This window comes from Pseudomonas shirazensis, assembly GCF_050496565.1.
Lineage (GTDB): Bacteria > Pseudomonadota > Gammaproteobacteria > Pseudomonadales > Pseudomonadaceae > Aquipseudomonas > Aquipseudomonas shirazensis_A.
Genome location: NZ_JBNWAE010000009.1, coordinates 87,317 through 103,467, shown reverse-complemented (window position 1 = coordinate 103,467; position 16,151 = coordinate 87,317). Strand labels below are relative to the sequence as shown.

Below are 16,151 nucleotides of genomic sequence, written 5' to 3'. Positions count from 1 at the left end.
AAAAAGGGCTGTGGCTGTAGCCGGATAACTCAGCTGCGCCTGCGCCTGAGCAATGCCTGCACCCCAAGCACCGCCGGGATTCCCAGGCCAATCCAGGCCAGAACATCCCAGCCATCATCACCGAGCAAGGCGGCGAACAGCCCGGCTGCGCCCAGCAGCGCGATGAGCAAGGGCCAGGTGAAGATCCGCCAGGTCGATTGCGAACGATGGCTCATGCTTTGGCCTGCGCACTGCTGCGGCGTTTGCCCCACCACAGGTACAGGCCGCTGCCGAGTACGATTATGGTCAGCACATCCAGCACTGCCCAGAGGATCTGCATGGGCCGCCCGCCATAGTCGCCAAAGTGCAGCGGTTGCGACAGGCCCATGGCATCCATGTACCAGGGCCGTTCGCCGACCGCAGTCACGGCGAGGGTCCTGGCGTCGATCAGTACCGGCGTGAACAGGTGCGAGGTCAGGTGCGTGGCGCCGTTCATGAACACGGCGTAGTGATGCTCGCTGGAGAAACGCGTGCCGGGGAAGGCAATGAAGTCGGCGCGCATGCCGGGCGCTGCGGCACTGGCGATCTCCAGCAAGCGGCTGGCTCGAGCGCGCTCGGTAAGCGGCGGCGCATCGCGATAGGGCGCGACCATGGCTGCCAGGCTGTCATTGCGCCAGGCGGCGATGACCAGGTCGGCGCAGGCGCTGATAACCCCGGTAACGCCCACCACCAGCGCCCAGGTCAGGGTCACCACGCCGAGCAGGTTGTGCAGGTCGAGCCAGCGCAGCCTGGGCGATTTGTCCTGGCGTACGCTGGCGAACGGCAAACGGCGCATGAACGGCGCATACAACACCGTACCGGAGATGATCGCGACCACGAACAACAGGCCCATGAAGGCCAGCCAGAGCTTGCCGGCAAGCCCGGCGAACATGTCCACGTGCAGACGCAGGAGGGTCATCATCAAGCCGCCGTTGGCCGCCGGCATGGCCACCGCCTCGCCGCTGCGCGCATCGAGCATGAAGGTGTGCGAGTCGTTGGGGTCGCTGCCTGCCGTGGCTGCGGTGATGGCGACCACGCCATTGGGCTCGTCTTCGTCGTAGCCGAAGTACTGCATGACTTCGCCAGGGCGGTGCTGCTCGGCCTTGAGTACCAGTTGCTGCAGGTCCAGGTGCGGGGTCTCGGCAGGCATCTGGCGCAGTACCGGGGCGTCGCCGAGCAGGTGTTCCAGTTCGTGATGGAAGATCAACGGCAGGCCGGTGATTGCCAGCAACAGCAGGAACACGGTGCAGACCAGGCTGCTCCAGGTGTGGACCTGCGACCAGCGGCGGATGGTGAGGCTTTTCATCGTTGAGGGGCTCTTGGCGAGGGCGTCAGCGGGCATGCCAGACCGCGGCATGCCCGCTGACCATTGCATCAGAACTTGTAATTGACGCTGGCGACCACGTTGCGCTCGTCGCCGTAGTAGCAGTAGTAGCCATCACAGGTCGACAGGTAGTCCTTGTTGAACAGGTTCTTGGCGTCTACTGCGACGGTGACGCCTTTGAAGGTGCTGTTCATCCGGCCAAGGTCATAATGCACCGAGGCGTCATAGACGGTGTACGAGCCGACATGGCCCCAGTCGCTGTTGATCGTGTTGCCGTAGGTATCGCCCACGTAACGCACCCCGACACCTACACCGAAGCCGTCCAGCGCACCGCTGTGCCAGGTGTAGTCCGCCCAGGCAGTAGCCTGGTTACGCGGTACCTGAGCCATGCGCTTGCCTTCTTCAGCGCTGAGCCCTTTGATGATTTCGCTGTCGTTGTAGGTATACGAACCCACCAGTTTCAGGTTGTCGTTGACGTCAGCCGTGGCTTCGAGCTCCACGCCCTTGACCCGCACTTCGCCAACCTGGCGGGTCACGCCGCCTTCGGTAACCGAGATGTTTTCCTGGGTCAGGTCAAACACGGCTGCACTGAACAACGCGCTGCTGCCCGGTGGCTGGTACTTGATGCCCAGCTCGTACTGCTTGCCCTCGGTGGGTTCGAACGCAGTGGTGCTGTTGACCACTGAGCCCATGGCCGGCTGGAATGATTCGGCGTAGGAAATATACGGCGTGATGCCGTTGTCGAAGACGTAGCTCAGGGCAGCGTTGCTGCTGAACTTCTTGTCGCGCTGGGTGCTGGTGGCATCACCCTGATTGTGGAAGGTGGTGCCGGTATGGACCCAGTCCTCACGACCACCGAGGGTCAGGCGCCAATTGTCCAAGGCCATCTGGTCTTGCACGTACAAGCCGGTCTGTTGGGTTTTCTGGTCGTAGTCGTACATGTCGAAGTACTGGACGTTGGAGAAGTCCTGACCATAGATCGGCTTATGGATGTTGCTCGCCGGGACGCCAGCCGAGCCCCAGCGCCAGCGCGCGTTGCTGTCGGAGCGCTGGTGATCGAGGCCCAGCAGCACGGTGTGGCTGACTACGCCGGTATTGAAGTCGGCCTGGAAGTTGTTGTCCACGGCAAACTGGCTGATGTCTTCTTCAACGATACCGGCGGTGCGTTGCACGGTGCCGTCGGCGCTTACCGCTTCGTCCGGGCCTGCGGGCCAGATCTGACCGCCTGCGGTAATCCCCTTGAAGTCCAGCTCGTTGCGCGCGTAACGCAGGTTCTGGCGGAACTGCCAGACATCGTTCAAGCGTGTCTCGAAGGCGTAGCCCAGGTGATAGTAAGTGCGGTCGTAGGATTCCCAGTCCGGATCACCGAGGTTCTTGTGGTGGGAAATCTTGCCCGCCGGGCTGGCGAGCTTGGTGCCCTGCAACGGCAGGAACTGCCCGGTAATGCCGGTATCGTCGCGGGTGAACTGAGTGATCAGGGTCAGCTTGGTGTCGTCGTTGATGTTCCAGGTCAGGCTTGGCGCCAGGTTGTAGCGTTTGTCTGGAATGTGATCAACCGGGGAGTTGCTGTCACGCACCGTGCCGCTGACGCGGTAAAGAAACTCACCCTGTTCGTCGACTTTGCCGGTGCTGTCGAAGTTGATCTGCTTGTGTTGATTGCTGCCAGCCTGCACTTCGATCTCGTGCGCACTCTGCGCCTGCGGCCGGCGCGAGGTCATGTCGAGCAGGCCGCCGGGCGGCGTCTGCCCGTAAACCGATGAAGCCGGGCCGCGCAACACGGCGATGCGCTCCAGGTTCCACGGCTCGATCTTGGGCGTCGCGTAATTGCCTCGGGGCAACGGCAGGCCGTCGAGGAACTGGGTCGGGACAAAGCCACGTACCAGCAACCAGTCGTTGCGCGAGTCGGAGCCGTAGCCGCTGCTCTGCACGCCAGCGGTGTAGCGCAAGGCGTCGTTGAGGCTGAGTACCGGGCGGTCGTCCATCTGCTGGCGGGTGATCACCGAGACCGAGCGCGGCAGTTCGGCAATGGCGGTGTCGGTCTTGCTGCCGGCGGCGGTGCGGGTCGCCGTGTAGCCATCGCCTGCACCCCATGCGCTTTCATAGCTGGAGTTGGCATTGATGCTGGTCTCCGGCAACGCCAGGCTGCCTTGCGGCGTGGCCACCAGGCTGTAACTGCCGACGCTGCTCTGCTGCAGTTGCAAGCCACTGCCGCGCAGGGCCGCCTGCAGCGCGCCGAGGGCATCGTACTGGCCTTTGACCGGCGCCGCGTTGCGCCCGCTGACCAGCGCGGGATCGATCGCCAGGGCGATACCGGCCTGGCTGGCGATCTGATTCAGGGTCGTCGCTAGCGGTGCGCTGGGCAGGTCATAGGCGCGTTGCGACTGCTCGGCAGCGTGCAGGGCAGGGCTGGCCAGCGGTATGGACAGGGCAATCGCCAGAGCCATCAGGCTGGGGCGCAGGATACGATCAACGGCACGGGACATGCAGCGGCTCCTCGACGGATAAGTGCTTTGTGCTTCCTTGCCGAGCGAGAATTGAAAAGTGACAGGGGCCTGTCGAAATAAATGTATCGGTGCTGCGGCTAGCGGCTCATTGCGCCACGACCTTGACCCACCATGGCGTGCGCTGCTCGACCTTGACCGGCAATGCAGGGGTCAGTGAGGCCAGTGCCAGGTCGATATCGGTCAGCGGGAAGCTGCCGGTCACACGCAGGTCGGCAACCTCGGGCGCGACGCCCAGATGACCGCTGCGGTAGCGGCTCAGCTCAGCGACCAGGTCGGCCAAGCGCACGTCGTCGACCACCAGCATGCCGCGGGTCCAGGCATCGGCGCCGGCCACAACCGGGCTGATCTGGCTGAGGCCATTGGCTGTCATCATGACCTGCTGGCCTGCTGCCAGAACCTGCTCATCTGCACGGTTGGACGGCATTGCCGCGACCTGCGACTGGAGCACTTCAAGGCGCGTGCCTTGCGCTTCGCGTTTGACCAGGAAGCGCGTGCCCAGTGGGCGCAGGCGACCATCATCGGTACGCACCAGCAGCGGCCGCAGGTCGTCATGGCCGGTTTCAACCGAGATTTCGCCCTGATGCAGAACGATCACGCGCTGGCTGCCTTCGAAGTCGATATCCACGGCGGTATGGGTATTGAGGCTGAGCAACGTGCCGTCTTCCAGGCGCAGGGTGCGCAATTCGCCGGTGGCGGTGCGCTGATCGGCCAGCCAGTAACCCGGCGACAGCGACGGTGCATCGAGTTGCAGCACCAGCGCGGCGACCAGCAGCACGCTGGCGAGCCCGCCGCCCAGTGTGCCCACCCGCCGGCGCAGGCCGACCCGCGACTGCAGCAGCGCCTTGCGCGCTGGGCCGACTGCGCCGCTGAAACGCTGGTCGAGCATGCCCAGCTGGCGCCAGGCGCGGGCGTGCTCTTCGCTGGCAGCGTGCCAACGCAGGAACTCGCTGCGTTGCTCTGGCGCGCCGGGGCTGTCGTCCAGGCACAGCTTCCAGGCGATTGCAGCGTCCAGCGCCTTGTTCGAGACCGGGCTGGCGTTCACGTCGGCTCGCCATACAGAGCGATGTAGCACTGGCGCATGCCTTGGGCCAGATACTGACGCACACGGGAGACGGAAACGCCCAGGCGCTCGGCGATTTCGGCATGGCCCATTCCATCCAGGCGGTTGTGCAGGAATGCAGCGCGGGCTTTGCTCGACAGTTTGCCAAGCAAGCGGTCGATGGCCTTGAGGTCTTCGAGAATCAGCAGTTGTAGTTCCGGCGAGGGCTGTTCGGCTTCGGGCATTTGCGCGAGTTCAGCCAGATACGCCTGCTCCAGGGCAGCGCGGCGGAAATGGTCGAACAGCAAGCCCTTCGCCACTGCGGCAAGAAACGCCCTTGGCTCGCGCGGCACTGGCAGCTGGTCACGGCCGAGCAAGCGCACGAAGGTATCCTGGCTGAGGTCCTCGGCGCGTTGCTGGCAGCGCGTGCTGCGTTGCAGCCAGGCCAGCAACCAGCTGCGGTGGTCGCGATAAAGCGCACCGATCAGATCAGCATGTGGACTGTGCGCAGACGGCAAGAGCGTTCCCCGGAAAGAATGCGTTAACTAACGATAATTATTCGCGATTGTTACAGAGGCGGGTGGCCGCACGCAATCGACGTCTATCGGATAGCTATTACCAACTGTGACTCTGAGCCTTGCGCCGGCGCCATTGCTGCAGGCGCGTGCTCAGTTGCAGGGGGCTGTCGAGCTGCTGCCGGCGGGCCTGGCTGAACAGGATCAGGGCCAGTTCGGCGGTTACCTGGGCGTCGGCACTGGCATGGTGGCGCTCATCCACCTGCAGGCCGAAGTGGCCGATCCAGTCGTCCAGGCCGGCCTCGCGCATGACCGTGTCGGGGTTGAGCATCGGCGCAATTTCGGCCACGTCGTAAAAGCTGTGCTGCAAGCGATGGCCGAGGCTATCTTTCAGGGCGCGGCCGAGCATGTGCTGATCGAACGGCGCGTGGAACGCCAGCAGTGGGCTGTCGCCGATGAATTCGAGCAACTCCAGCAGCGCCGTTGCCGGTGCTGAGCCGGCGGCCAGGGCATCCGGGCCGAGGCCGTGGATCAACACGCTGGGGTTGGTCTTCTGCGCCGGGCGGTGCAGGGTGCGCTCGAACTGTTGGCTGAAATCGATGGCGCCGTCTTCGATAGCCACCGCACCGATCGACAGAACCTGATCACGGTTTAAGTTGAGTCCGCTGGTTTCCAGGTCGATGACCACCCAGCGCTGCTCGCGCAGCGAGTGCACGCCTGGCGGCGCTGGCTTGGGCAGTTGCGCCAGGCGCTGGCGCATGGCCGGGTCAACGGCAGCAGGGACAGACGGACGCAGCCAGGTAAACAGACTCATAGCTGATACCGCAGGGCCAGGCTGCTTTGCAGGCGTTGAGCCTGGCGCAGCGATTCACGCAGGATACGCCGATCGAGCTGGTTAAGGCTGTCCGGGTCGAGCCGATTGGAGTAGGCCTGGTTGGCGCGGCTTTGGCGTTGATGCTGTTGCATGCGGGTCTGCTGGATAAAGTGGTAAGCCTCCTCGAAGGCGGCGCCGTCGAGGGCATCGATGACTTCTCTGGCGACCAGCTGGCGCAGGCGCTCGAGGGTGTTGCAGGCGCCAATGCCGTTGGCCAGGGCGAGGAGCCTTGCGCCGTCGACGAACGGCGTCAGGCCCTGCACCTTGAGGTCAAGGGTGGCGGCCTTGTCGTTGCCCTGGCGGGTCAGCACGAAGTCGCGCAGGCGCCCCACTGGCGGCCGCTGGCGCAAGGCATTGTCGGCCATCATGCGCTGGAAAATGCGGTTGTCGCGGACTTGGGCAAGCATGCCCTGGCGCAGTTGTTCGACCGCCTGCTCATCGCCCCAGACCGCGCGCAGGTCGAAGTAAATGGACGAACCGAGCAGGTTTTCCGGGCTGGCCTCGCGGACGAACCCGGCAAAGCGCCGTGCCCATTCGCTGCGCGACAGGCACAGGTCGGGGTTGCCGGCCATGATGTTGCCCTGGCACAGGCTGAAACCACACTGCGCCAGGCACTGATTGATGTACTGCGCCAACGGCAGCAGGGCGCGTCGATGGGCGTCGGCCTGGGCAGTATCGTCGGCCTCGAACAGGATGCCGTTGTCCTGATCGGTGAACAGGGTTTGCTCGCCGCGGCCTTCGCTGCCAAAACACAGCCAGCTGAACGCTACGCCGGGGTCGCCACGCTCGGCCAGGGCCAGCTCGATCACCCGGCACACGGTGTGGTCGTTGAGCAGGGTGATGATCTGGGTGATCTGCGTCGATGAGGCGCCATGGGCGAGCATGCGCTCGACCAACTGGCTGATCTCGCCGCGCAGCGACACCAATGTGTCCAGCCGTGGCGCATGACGGATGGTCCGCGCCAGGTGGACCAGATCGACCCGCTGCAAGGAGAACAGATCGCGTTCCGACACCACCCCACACAGGCGCCGCTCATGCACCAGGCAGACGTGGGCAATGTGCCGTTCGGTCATCGCCATCGCTGCATCGAACGCAGTGGCATCCGGCGCCAGGTAAAACGGCGCGGCGGTCATGTGCTGGGCAATCGGCGCGCTCAGGTCGGTGCTGGCATCAGCCACTACCTGGCGCAGGTCGCGCAGGGTGAAGATCCCGATCGGAAAACGCTGCGGGTCGATGATCACGATGCTGCCGACCTGCTGTTCGTGCATCAGGCGTACCGCTTCGCGCAAGGGCATGTCCGGCGTGCACACCACCGGGTGCCGCATGGCGAGCTCGCCCAGTGGCGTATTCAGGGAATATTGGCTGCCGAGGTTTTCTACCGCACGGTGGCGCACCTGCTGATTGACCTGATCGAGCAGGCTGCTGACGCCGCGTAGGGCAAAATCACGAAACACATCCGACATCGAGAACAGGCGAATGAACGCGGCTTTGTTCAACTGCAGGCAGAAGGTGTCTTCGCCGGCGACGTGCTCGGTGCGGGTCGCTCGCTCGCCAAGCAGGGCCGCCAGCGGGAAGCATTCGCCGCTGGTGATCTCGAAGGTGGTTTCCACCCCGGCCTGGCTGACGTGCTGGCGCTCGCCGACCACGCGCCCTTGCTTGACGATATAGAAGTGCTCGACCGGGCCATCGGCGGGCTTGATGATGCTCTCGCCGCTGGCGTGGAAGCGCAGCTGGCATTGCTCCACCAGAAAGGCCAGATGGCTGTGTTCCATCTGCTTGAATGGCGGAAAACGCTGCAGGAATTGCAGCGTGCCCTGAATGTTCTGCAAGACCGCGGTTCTGCCGGCTTGGCTGTAGGCGTCCTTTTTACTCATGAGCTGACCGTATCGCTGTGCCGATCTATATATATCTAACTATATATAGTGAAGTCGGCCTTGTTGTTCTCGGTCCCCATGGTCGGCTGGCGGCCGGTTCGTGCCCATTGGACGTAAGTCTATGAGGGCATAACGCCCGTTCGGCGACGTTGGCTGCACGGGCGGATAGCACCTTCGGCGAATTTGTGGTCATACGCTGTGCAGATGATATTTCAACGGGAAGACCATGGCTGAGCATGACGACATTCTGAGTGACGCCGAGCGCGAGGCGTTGGCCGTGGTAACCGCGCCACCGCCGCAGCTGCCGCTGGTCTTGGTGGTGGATGACGATCTGCTCAGCCGCAGGGCGCTAGCTTGGTATCTGCATCGCAAAGGTATCCGCTGCATCAGTGCGTCGAGCGCATTGGCTGCGCTGCGGGCACTCAGGCGTGAGCCGCGCATTGGCATGATGATCACCGATTTGCGCATGGGGCCAGTGGATGGGCTTGAGTTGATCAAGCAGATTCGCAGTTCGGTGCGGGCAGATCTGCCCATTGTGGTGGTGTCGGGGGAGTCGCAGGTGCCTGAAGCGGTCAAGGCCATGCACCTTGGGGTGCTGGACTTCATGGTCAAGCCGCCAGATCTGGACAAGCTGTTGCGGCTGGTGAGGAAGGAATTGCGGATTGAGTGAAGCTGGGGGGCTGCTTTGCAGCCCTTTCGCGACACAAGGCCGCTCCTACAGGGTCGGCGCTGATTTGAAGGGCGCCGCTATCCTGTGGGAGCGGGCTTGCCCGCGAAGGGCCGCAAAGCGGCCCCCAGCATTTTCCACTTACAACCCGTTACGCGCCTTGAACTCGCGGCGGCGACGGTGCAACACCGGCTCGGTATAACCGTTCGGCTGCTTGGCCCCTTCGAGCACCAACTCCAGCGCTGCCTGGAAGGCGACGTTGTCGTCGAAGTTCGGCGCCATTGGCCGGTACGAGCTGTCGGCAGCGTTCTGCTGATCGACCACCGCCGCCATGCGCTTGAGGCTTTCCACAACCTGCTCTTCGCGCACGATGCCGTGGCGCAGCCAGTTGGCCAGCAATTGCGCGGAGATACGCAGGGTGGCGCGGTCTTCCATCAGGCCGACGTTGTTGATGTCCGGCACCTTCGAACAGCCCACACCGTGGTCGATCCAGCGCACGACATAGCCGAGGATGCCCTGGGCGTTGTTGTCCAGTTCGTTGCGAATTTCTTCGTCGGACCAGTTGGTGTCGGCTGCCAGCGGGATGATCAGGATGTCATCGACCGAGGCCGCTACACGCTTGGCCAGTTCCGCCTGACGCGCCTGCACATCAACCTGATGATAGTGCAGTGCGTGCAGTACCGCGGCGGTCGGCGACGGCACCCAGGCGGTGTTGGCACCGGCCAGGGGGTGGGCGATCTTCTGCTCGAGCATGGCCGCCATCAGGTCAGGCATGGCCCACATGCCCTTGCCGATCTGGGCACGGCCTTGCAGGCCGGTGGCGAGGCCGACATCGACGTTGTTGTTCTCGTAGGCGCCGATCCACTTCTCGTTCTTCATGGCGCCCTTGCGCACAACGGCGCCGGCTTCCATCGAGGTGTGGATTTCGTCACCGGTACGGTCCAGGAAGCCGGTGTTGATGAACACCACGCGCTCGGCCGCAGCCTTGATGCACGACTTGAGGTTGACCGTGGTACGGCGCTCCTCGTCCATGATGCCGACCTTCATGGTGTTGCGCGGCATCTGCAGCACGTCTTCGACGCGGCTGAAGATTTCTGCGGCAAACGCCACTTCTTCCGGGCCGTGCATTTTCGGTTTGACGATATAGACGCTGCCGGTGCGGCTGTTCTTGCGGGTGGTGGTGCCCTTGAGGTTGTGCAGGGCGATCAGGCCGGTGAACAGGCCATCCTGGATGCCTTCCGGGATCTCGTTGCCCTGGGCGTCGAGGATCGCCGGGTTGGTCATCAGGTGGCCAACGTTGCGCACGAACAGCAGCGAACGGCCATGCAGGCTGACGCTGCCGCCGTTCGGTGCGGTGTACTCGCGGTCCGGGTTCATGGTCCGGGTGAAGGTCTTGCCGCCCTTGCTGACGCTTTCGGACAAGTCGCCTTTCATCAGGCCCAGCCAGTTGCGGTAAACCACCACCTTGTCGTCGGCATCGACCGCGGCAACCGAGTCTTCGCAGTCCATGATGGTGGTCAGGGCCGATTCCATCAGGATGTCTTTGACGGCGGCGGCGTCGGTGCTGCCCACCGGGGTGCTGGCGTCGACCTGGATTTCGAAGTGCAGGCCGTTGTGCTTGAGCAGGACTGCGGTCGGCGCTGCGGCCTCGCCACGGTAGCCGATCAGCTGCGCATCGTCGCGCAGGCCGCTGTTGCTGCCGCCCTTGAGCGCAACTACAAGCTTGCCGGCATCGATGCGGTAGCCGGTGGAGTCGACGTGCGAGCCGGCAGCCAGAGGCGCAGCCTGGTCGAGGAAGGCGCGGCCGAAGGCGATCACCTTGTCCCCACGGACCTTGTTGTAGCCCTGGCCTTTTTCGGCGCCGCCTTCTTCGCTGATGGCGTCGGTGCCATACAGCGCGTCATACAGCGAGCCCCAGCGGGCGTTGGCGGCGTTGAGGGCGAAGCGCGCGTTCATCACCGGCACTACCAGCTGCGGGCCGGCCATGCGGGCGATTTCTTCGTCGACGTTTTGCGTGGTCGCCTGGAAGTCTTCTGCTGGTGGCAGCAGGTAACCGATTTCCTGGAGGAATGCCTTGTAGGCTGCGGCGTCGTGAGCCTGGCCTTGACGCGCCTGGTGCCAGGCGTCGATCTGGGCTTGCAGCTGGTCGCGTTTGGCGAGCAGGTTTTTATTCTTCGGAGCGAGGTCGTTGATGATCTTTTCCGCACCGAGCCAGAAATCCTTGGCGACGATGCCGGTGCCTGGGATGGCTTCGTTGTTGACGAAGTCGTACAGCACCTTGGCGACCTGAAGGCCACCGACTTGAACGTGTTCAGTCATTGCTTGCCTCACTCTGCTCAGCTATTTCGCTCATCGTATTAAGCCTGTAGCGCTTCTTCAAACACGCACCAGTACATGCCCGCAGGCGGCTGGGTGCGGCCTGCCAGACGCGCTGGCGGGCGGTTTGCGTATTTTCACAGGCGCCATCGGCAGACATCCAGTCGACGTTTTGTAGTCCGCGTCGGGGCATACTACATGAAGCAGCAGGCGGGTGAACATCAGACTAAAAGCGTCGCTGTGCGACCATTTGGTCGCATAGGGTCACGCTGGGAAGCCGCATGTTCGCAAAAAACAGGTAGATTGTTCCAGATAAATCTTGAAACAGTACACGATTAGTCATTCAGACTGCCCTGCGGCAGGTTGCCACAGCTTGCCTATACTCACTCGACTGTCAGCCTTTGCGCCGTGTTCGGCCTGGGCTGAAACCTTGGCAGGGCAGAGGAGTATGCAGTGGACCACCTAGTATTGACCGTGATCGCCCCAGACCAGGCCGGGCAGGTTGAACGCATTGCCCAGTGCATCGCCAGCCACAACGGCAACTGGTTGGAAAGCCGCATGTCGCGCATGGCCGGGCAGTTTGCCGGGATCCTGCGGGTGGCGGTGCCGACTGAGTCCCACGCGGAGTTGGTGCATGCGCTGGAGCAGTTGATCAGCCACAACATCCGTGTGCTGATCGCCGAGAGTGGCGCTGAGCCTGCGGCTAACTGGAAGCCAATCAGTATGGAACTGGTGGGCAATGACCGCCCAGGTATCGTTCGCGACATTACCCGATTGCTGGCAGACAAGGGGGTAAATCTGGAGCGCTTCACCACTGAAGTGCGCCCGGCGCCGATGAGCAGCGAGCCGTTGTTCCACGCCAACGCGTTGCTGGCGTTGCCGGTGGCGCTTTCGTTGGAGGATCTGCAGCACAGCCTGGAAGAGCTGGCGGATGATTTGATGGTTGAGTTGGAATTGCGTTCAGAGGAGTAGGCTGTTAGGGGTCTCTCTCTGGGGGGCTGAAAATTGCGCCTGGCTTGAGTGACCCGGGGCTGCTTTGCAGCCCTTTCGCGACACAAGGCCGCTCCTACAGGGACCGCGCCTGTGGATAATACGCGGTCACCTGTAGGAGCGGCCTTGTGTCGCGAAAGGGGCGCAAAGCGCCCCCAGCAGTTCTACGAAGCACCTCAGTTATCCCAGATTCACGGGGACGTCCCTGTGGATAACCTGGGGGCGTAGCGCTCCAGGCCAATGAACGCGCGGCCTGCCGAGAGTTGAGCAAAAAACGCTCAGTAATCAAGCGCTTGTGCACAAAGCGCGGGGATCAGCATGTGGATAACCTCTGGAGAGCTTGCTGCAGGCCACGCAAATCGTGGCCTGCAGGCTTTTGGTCATTTATTGATCAGGTGCGTTTGCGCACCTTCAGCCAAGCATCCACGCTGTACAGCGCCAAACCGGCCCAGATGAACATGAATGCGACCAGCGTGCTCGACGAAAGGTGCTCATCAAACAGCAGCACCGCCTGCAACAGCACCAGGCTCGGTGCCAGGTACTGCAGGAAACCCAAGGTGGTGTAGGGCAGGTGTCGCGCGGCTGCGTTGAAGCATACCAGCGGGATCAATGTGACGGGCCCGGCGGCAATCAGCCAAAGGGCTTCAGTGCTGCTGAAGAAATCCCCCTGCGTGCTGCTCGCAGCCGGGTGCAGCAACAGCCAGCCCGCAGCCAATGGCACCAGCATCCAGGTTTCCACCACCAGCCCGGGAAGTGCCGCGACGGGCGCCTGCTTGCGGATCAGCCCATAGAAGCCAAAGGTCAGCGCCAGCACCAGCGACACCCACGGCAGGCTGCCGACCTGCCACACCTGCTGCGCGACTCCGACCGCTGCCAGGCCGACCGCCAGCCACTGCAGCCGACGCAAACGCTCGCCGAGCAGAAGCATGCCCAGCAGCACGTTGATCAGTGGGTTGATGTAATAGCCGAGGCTGGCTTCGAGCATGCGTCCGTTGTTTACCGCCCAGACATAGGTCAGCCAGTTGCCGGCGATCAGCGTACCGCTCAAGGCCAGGATTGCCAGGCGCCTGGGGTTGTCGCGCAATTCGCGCCACCAGCCGGGGTGCTTCCACACCAGCAGCAACAGCGAACCGAACAGCGCCGACCAGAGCACCCGGTGGACGATGATCTCGACCGCCGGCACGCTCTGAATGGCTTTGAAATACAGCGGGAACAGGCCCCAGATGATGTAGGCCGTCAGGCCAAGAATATACCCGCGACGCGGGTTTGCAGCGTGCATGCCGAATCCTTGCTTAGGTAGCTAAATAACAGCACCTATTGTAGACAGACCTGCACCTGCTCCTAGAACAATTTCAGCGGCGCTTCGTCCAGCGCCGAGATCTGCTCGCGCAACGCCAGGATCTGATCGCCCCAGTAGCGTGGCTGGCCGAACCAGGGGAAGCTGCGCGGGAATGCCGGGTCGTCCCAGCGCCGCGCCAGCCAGGCGCTGTAGTGCAACTGGCGCAAGGCCCGCAGCGGCTCGATCAGCGGCAGCTCGCGCGGGTCGAAGTCGTGGAACTCGTTGTAGCCGTCGATCAGCTCGGCCAACTGACCCAGGCGTTCCTCGCGGCTGCCGGCGAGCATCATCCACAGGTCCTGCACTGCCGGGCCGGTCCGGCAGTCGTCCAGATCGACCAAGTGGTAGGCGTCTTCGCGGTGCATGATGTTGCCTGGGTGGCAGTCGCCGTGCAGGCGGATGGTCTGGTGCGGGGTGCGCGCGTAGATCGCTTCAACCCTTTTGAGCAGGTCGCGAGCGACCGACTCGTAGGCGGGCAGCAATTCTTTGGGCACGTAGTTGCCGTCAAGCAAGGTCTGCAGCGAGGCATGCCCGAAGTTATCCACAGCGAGCGACTCACGGTGCACGAACGGCCGCGTGGCGCTGACCTTGTGCAGGCGCCCGAGCAACTGGCCGAGGGTGTACAACTGGTCGAGATTGCCCGGCTCTGGCGCCCGGCCACCGCGGCGCGGGAACAAGGCAAAGCGAAAGCCCTGATGTTCGAACAGGCTCTGCCCTTCATGGCTGATCGGCGCGACCACCGGCACTTCGCAGTCGGCAAGCTCGGCGGTAAAGGCATGTTCTTCGTGGATCTGCGCGTCGGTCCAACGCCCCGGCCGGTAGAACTTGGCGATCAGCGGCTGCTGATCTTCGATGCCCACCTGATAGACCCGGTTCTCGTAACTGTTGAGCGCCAGCACGCGGGCATCGCTGAGAAAGCCCAGACTTTCTACCGCATCAAGGACCAGGTCGGGGGTGAGGGTATCGAAAGGGTGGGACATTGGAGCTCCGCAGGGCGACATCGTGAGCACCATGGTACTCCATTACCCCTCGCACCGGCGGCTGCTAGGCCGGCACGCCCAGCAGTACATACGCAGGATGGAACTGCGCACGCAGTTCGCTGCCGGCGGCCACCCCATGAGCTGTCAGCCACTGGCTGTCGGCGAAGGCGCAGAGGGTCTGGCCATTGCTCAATTGCAGGCGCACTTCGCAGCTGGCTTCTTCTTCGGCGAGCACCTCTGCGACCGTGGCGCCGAGCGTGTTACTGCCTGGTGCTGCGGTGTCCTCCGGGCCGAGCAAGTGCACCCAGCCGGCCTTGAGCAAGGCCACTACCTGGCTGCCTGGCGCCAGTTCCAGCCGCTCGGTGCTGTCGCGGGTGATCAGCGCTTGAATCTGCAGCCCGCCGCTCAGCGCCAGGGTCACCCGGTCATGCCGACCTTCACTGCTCACTGCGCTGACCTCACCCTGCAACTGATTACGCGCGCTGGTGCGCAGCATCAGCCGGCCGAGCAGGTCAAGGTCGCTGCTATGTTCGGCGGCCTCGAGCACTTGCGCCTGCAACGCTTGCAGGCGCAAGTAAAGGCGCAGCACGCGCTGGCCCTCTATCGACAACTGCGCACCGCCACCACCACGGCCGCCGGTGCTGCGTTCGACCAAGGGCTGCGCGGCAAGGTTGTTGAGCTCGTCGATGGCGTCCCAGGCCGCTTTGTAGCTGATCCCGGCAGCCTTCGCCGCGCGGGTGATCGAGCCTTGTTCGGCAATGTGCTGGAGCAGGGCGATGCGCTGCGGGCGGCGGGCGATGTGCTGGGTGAGCTGGGTGGGCAGAGACATGCGCTTGAGCCAGGCGGGGTGAGACTGGCGAAGTTGCCTCCCGTAGCGTCATCAGTCAAGCCCGGCGCCCGCTCAGGCCTGGCCAGGTTTGGCCGTGCGCGCCAGGCAATAGACATCGACCCGCTGGGCGCCAGCCTTGCGTAGCAGCTGGGCAATGGCCTGGGCAGTGGCGCCGGTGGTCAGCACGTCGTCGACCACTGCCAGGTGCCGTCCTTCGATATCCACGCCTGGCGCCAAGGTAAACGCTTCACGCAGATTGCGCCGGCGCGCCTTGGCGCCGAGTTTTTGCTGGGCCGGGGTGTCGCGAGTGCGCAGCAGCCAGCGCTCGTTGCAGGCGATGCCCAGTTGGCCTGACAGCCAGCGCGCAAGCATGCCGGCCTGGTTGAAGCCGCGCTGGCGCAGCCGCCGCGCCGCCAAGGGTACCGGCAGCAAATATTCTGGCCTGGGCAAGCCTTCGGCGTAGCGATGCGCCAATGCATCGCCGAGCAAACCCGCCAGCAGACGGCCGAGGGGCCACTGCCCGCGATGCTTGAAGCGACTGATCAGGCTGTCCAGCGGAAAGCCGAAATGCCACGGCGCAATCACCTGGCTGAAGGCCGGTGGCCGGCGGTGGCAGGGTCCGCAAAGCAGGCCGGCGATGGCCAGCGGTAACGCGCAGCGCAGGCATTGCTCCTCCAGCCAGGGCAGTTCCTGCTCGCAGGCGCTGCACAGCGGGTAGGGTTGATAAGCGTGTTCATCACACAGCAAACATATTTGATTAATATTTGTACACTTGTAAACCAGCCATCTGAGTATTGGTTGACAGTCCATGGCCCTTCCGTAAATATTGCGCCTATCCGTGATGCGCTGGCGGCTTTATTGGCCTGCGCGCCAGTCAGAGCCTAG

General features: G+C 63.5%; 14 protein-coding genes. 2 read left to right on the top strand and 12 right to left on the bottom strand.

Going from position 1 to position 16,151, the window contains the following annotated elements; genetic code table 11:
• Window positions 1-29: 29 nt before the first annotated feature.
• The 7 genes from ACQZ2L_RS14925 to ACQZ2L_RS14895 form a co-directional block, all read right to left on the bottom strand.
• Entirely contained in the window at window positions 30-215 is a 186-nt protein-coding gene (locus tag ACQZ2L_RS14925; protein WP_430326769.1) for a hypothetical protein, read from the bottom strand.
• Window positions 212-1,324 carry a PepSY-associated TM helix domain-containing protein gene (locus tag ACQZ2L_RS14920; RefSeq protein WP_430326768.1) on the bottom strand — a complete coding sequence of 371 codons (1,113 nt, stop codon included), beginning with the start codon at window positions 1,322-1,324 and terminating at the stop codon, window positions 212-214. The genes ACQZ2L_RS14925 and ACQZ2L_RS14920 overlap by 4 nt, the downstream gene beginning before the upstream one ends.
• Before the next feature lie 68 nt (window positions 1,325-1,392).
• Window positions 1,393-3,825, bottom strand: coding sequence for a TonB-dependent siderophore receptor (locus ACQZ2L_RS14915; protein ID WP_430326767.1), 2,433 nt, complete (start codon window positions 3,823-3,825; stop codon window positions 1,393-1,395).
• A gap of 106 nt (window positions 3,826-3,931) precedes the next feature.
• Window positions 3,932-4,888: a FecR domain-containing protein gene (locus ACQZ2L_RS14910; RefSeq protein WP_430326766.1), complete on the bottom strand. Its 957-nt coding sequence runs from the start codon at window positions 4,886-4,888 to the stop codon at window positions 3,932-3,934.
• Window positions 4,885-5,403: an RNA polymerase sigma factor gene (locus ACQZ2L_RS14905; protein ID WP_150571148.1), complete on the bottom strand. Its 519-nt coding sequence runs from the start codon at window positions 5,401-5,403 to the stop codon at window positions 4,885-4,887. Before ACQZ2L_RS14905 ends, ACQZ2L_RS14910 begins: the two co-directional genes overlap by 4 nt.
• Window positions 5,404-5,500: 97 nt before the next feature.
• Window positions 5,501-6,214 (bottom strand): 3'-5' exonuclease, encoded by a 714-nt coding sequence (locus ACQZ2L_RS14900; protein ID WP_430326765.1) that lies wholly within the window; start codon window positions 6,212-6,214, stop codon window positions 5,501-5,503.
• Complete coding sequence (locus ACQZ2L_RS14895; protein WP_430326764.1) at window positions 6,211-8,148, bottom strand: DUF294 nucleotidyltransferase-like domain-containing protein; 1,938 nt, start codon at window positions 8,146-8,148, stop codon at window positions 6,211-6,213. Before ACQZ2L_RS14895 ends, ACQZ2L_RS14900 begins: the two co-directional genes overlap by 4 nt.
• 226 nt (window positions 8,149-8,374) lie before the next feature.
• On the opposite strand from ACQZ2L_RS14895, the gene ACQZ2L_RS14890 reads away from it, so the two are divergent.
• Window positions 8,375-8,818, top strand: coding sequence for a response regulator (locus tag ACQZ2L_RS14890; RefSeq protein WP_430326763.1), 444 nt, complete (start codon window positions 8,375-8,377; stop codon window positions 8,816-8,818).
• 138 nt (window positions 8,819-8,956) lie between these two features.
• On the opposite strand, the gene ACQZ2L_RS14885 is transcribed toward ACQZ2L_RS14890, so the two are convergent.
• A complete protein-coding gene (locus tag ACQZ2L_RS14885; RefSeq protein WP_430326762.1) occupies window positions 8,957-11,134 on the bottom strand; it encodes a malate synthase G in 2,178 nt (725 codons plus the stop codon).
• Between the two features lie 450 nt (window positions 11,135-11,584).
• On the opposite strand from ACQZ2L_RS14885, the gene ACQZ2L_RS14880 reads away from it, so the two are divergent.
• A complete protein-coding gene (locus tag ACQZ2L_RS14880) occupies window positions 11,585-12,103 on the top strand; it encodes a glycine cleavage system protein R (protein WP_430326761.1) in 519 nt (172 codons plus the stop codon).
• 409 nt (window positions 12,104-12,512) lie between these two features.
• Here the strand turns inward: ACQZ2L_RS14880 and rarD are convergent, their stop codons facing one another.
• From rarD to ACQZ2L_RS14860, 4 genes are all read right to left on the bottom strand, one after another.
• Entirely contained in the window at window positions 12,513-13,400 is an 888-nt protein-coding gene (gene rarD / locus ACQZ2L_RS14875) for an EamA family transporter RarD (RefSeq protein WP_430326760.1), read from the bottom strand.
• A gap of 62 nt (window positions 13,401-13,462) precedes the next feature.
• On the bottom strand, window positions 13,463-14,437 hold the full coding sequence (locus tag ACQZ2L_RS14870; RefSeq protein WP_101322428.1) for a serine/threonine protein kinase: 975 nt from the start codon (window positions 14,435-14,437) through the stop codon (window positions 13,463-13,465).
• A 64-nt stretch (window positions 14,438-14,501) separates the two neighbouring features.
• On the bottom strand, window positions 14,502-15,266 hold the full coding sequence (locus ACQZ2L_RS14865) for a TOBE domain-containing protein (protein WP_430326759.1): 765 nt from the start codon (window positions 15,264-15,266) through the stop codon (window positions 14,502-14,504).
• Window positions 15,267-15,338: 72 nt separating this feature from the next.
• The gene (locus ACQZ2L_RS14860; RefSeq protein ID WP_430326758.1) at window positions 15,339-16,076 is read right to left on the bottom strand and encodes a ComF family protein; all 738 of its coding nucleotides are present in this window, start codon (window positions 16,074-16,076) and stop codon (window positions 15,339-15,341) included.
• Window positions 16,077-16,151: the final 75 nt, after the last annotated feature.

Coding starts and splice junctions, on each gene's coding strand:
- ACQZ2L_RS14925 (WP_430326769.1), bottom strand. CDS start 215: ATGAGCCATCGTTCGCAATCGACCTGGCGGATCTTCACCTGGCCCTTG.
- ACQZ2L_RS14920 (WP_430326768.1), bottom strand. CDS start 1,324: ATGAAAAGCCTCACCATCCGCCGCTGGTCGCAGGTCCACACCTGGAGC.
- ACQZ2L_RS14915 (WP_430326767.1), bottom strand. CDS start 3,825: ATGTCCCGTGCCGTTGATCGTATCCTGCGCCCCAGCCTGATGGCTCTG.
- ACQZ2L_RS14900 (WP_430326765.1), bottom strand. CDS start 6,214: ATGAGTCTGTTTACCTGGCTGCGTCCGTCTGTCCCTGCTGCCGTTGAC.
- ACQZ2L_RS14895 (WP_430326764.1), bottom strand. CDS start 8,148: ATGAGTAAAAAGGACGCCTACAGCCAAGCCGGCAGAACCGCGGTCTTG.
- ACQZ2L_RS14890 (WP_430326763.1), top strand. CDS start 8,375: ATGGCTGAGCATGACGACATTCTGAGTGACGCCGAGCGCGAGGCGTTG.
- ACQZ2L_RS14885 (WP_430326762.1), bottom strand. CDS start 11,134: ATGACTGAACACGTTCAAGTCGGTGGCCTTCAGGTCGCCAAGGTGCTG.
- rarD (WP_430326760.1), bottom strand. CDS start 13,400: ATGCACGCTGCAAACCCGCGTCGCGGGTATATTCTTGGCCTGACGGCC.
- ACQZ2L_RS14870 (WP_101322428.1), bottom strand. CDS start 14,437: ATGTCCCACCCTTTCGATACCCTCACCCCCGACCTGGTCCTTGATGCG.
- ACQZ2L_RS14865 (WP_430326759.1), bottom strand. CDS start 15,266: ATGTCTCTGCCCACCCAGCTCACCCAGCACATCGCCCGCCGCCCGCAG.
- ACQZ2L_RS14860 (WP_430326758.1), bottom strand. CDS start 16,076: ATGGACTGTCAACCAATACTCAGATGGCTGGTTTACAAGTGTACAAAT.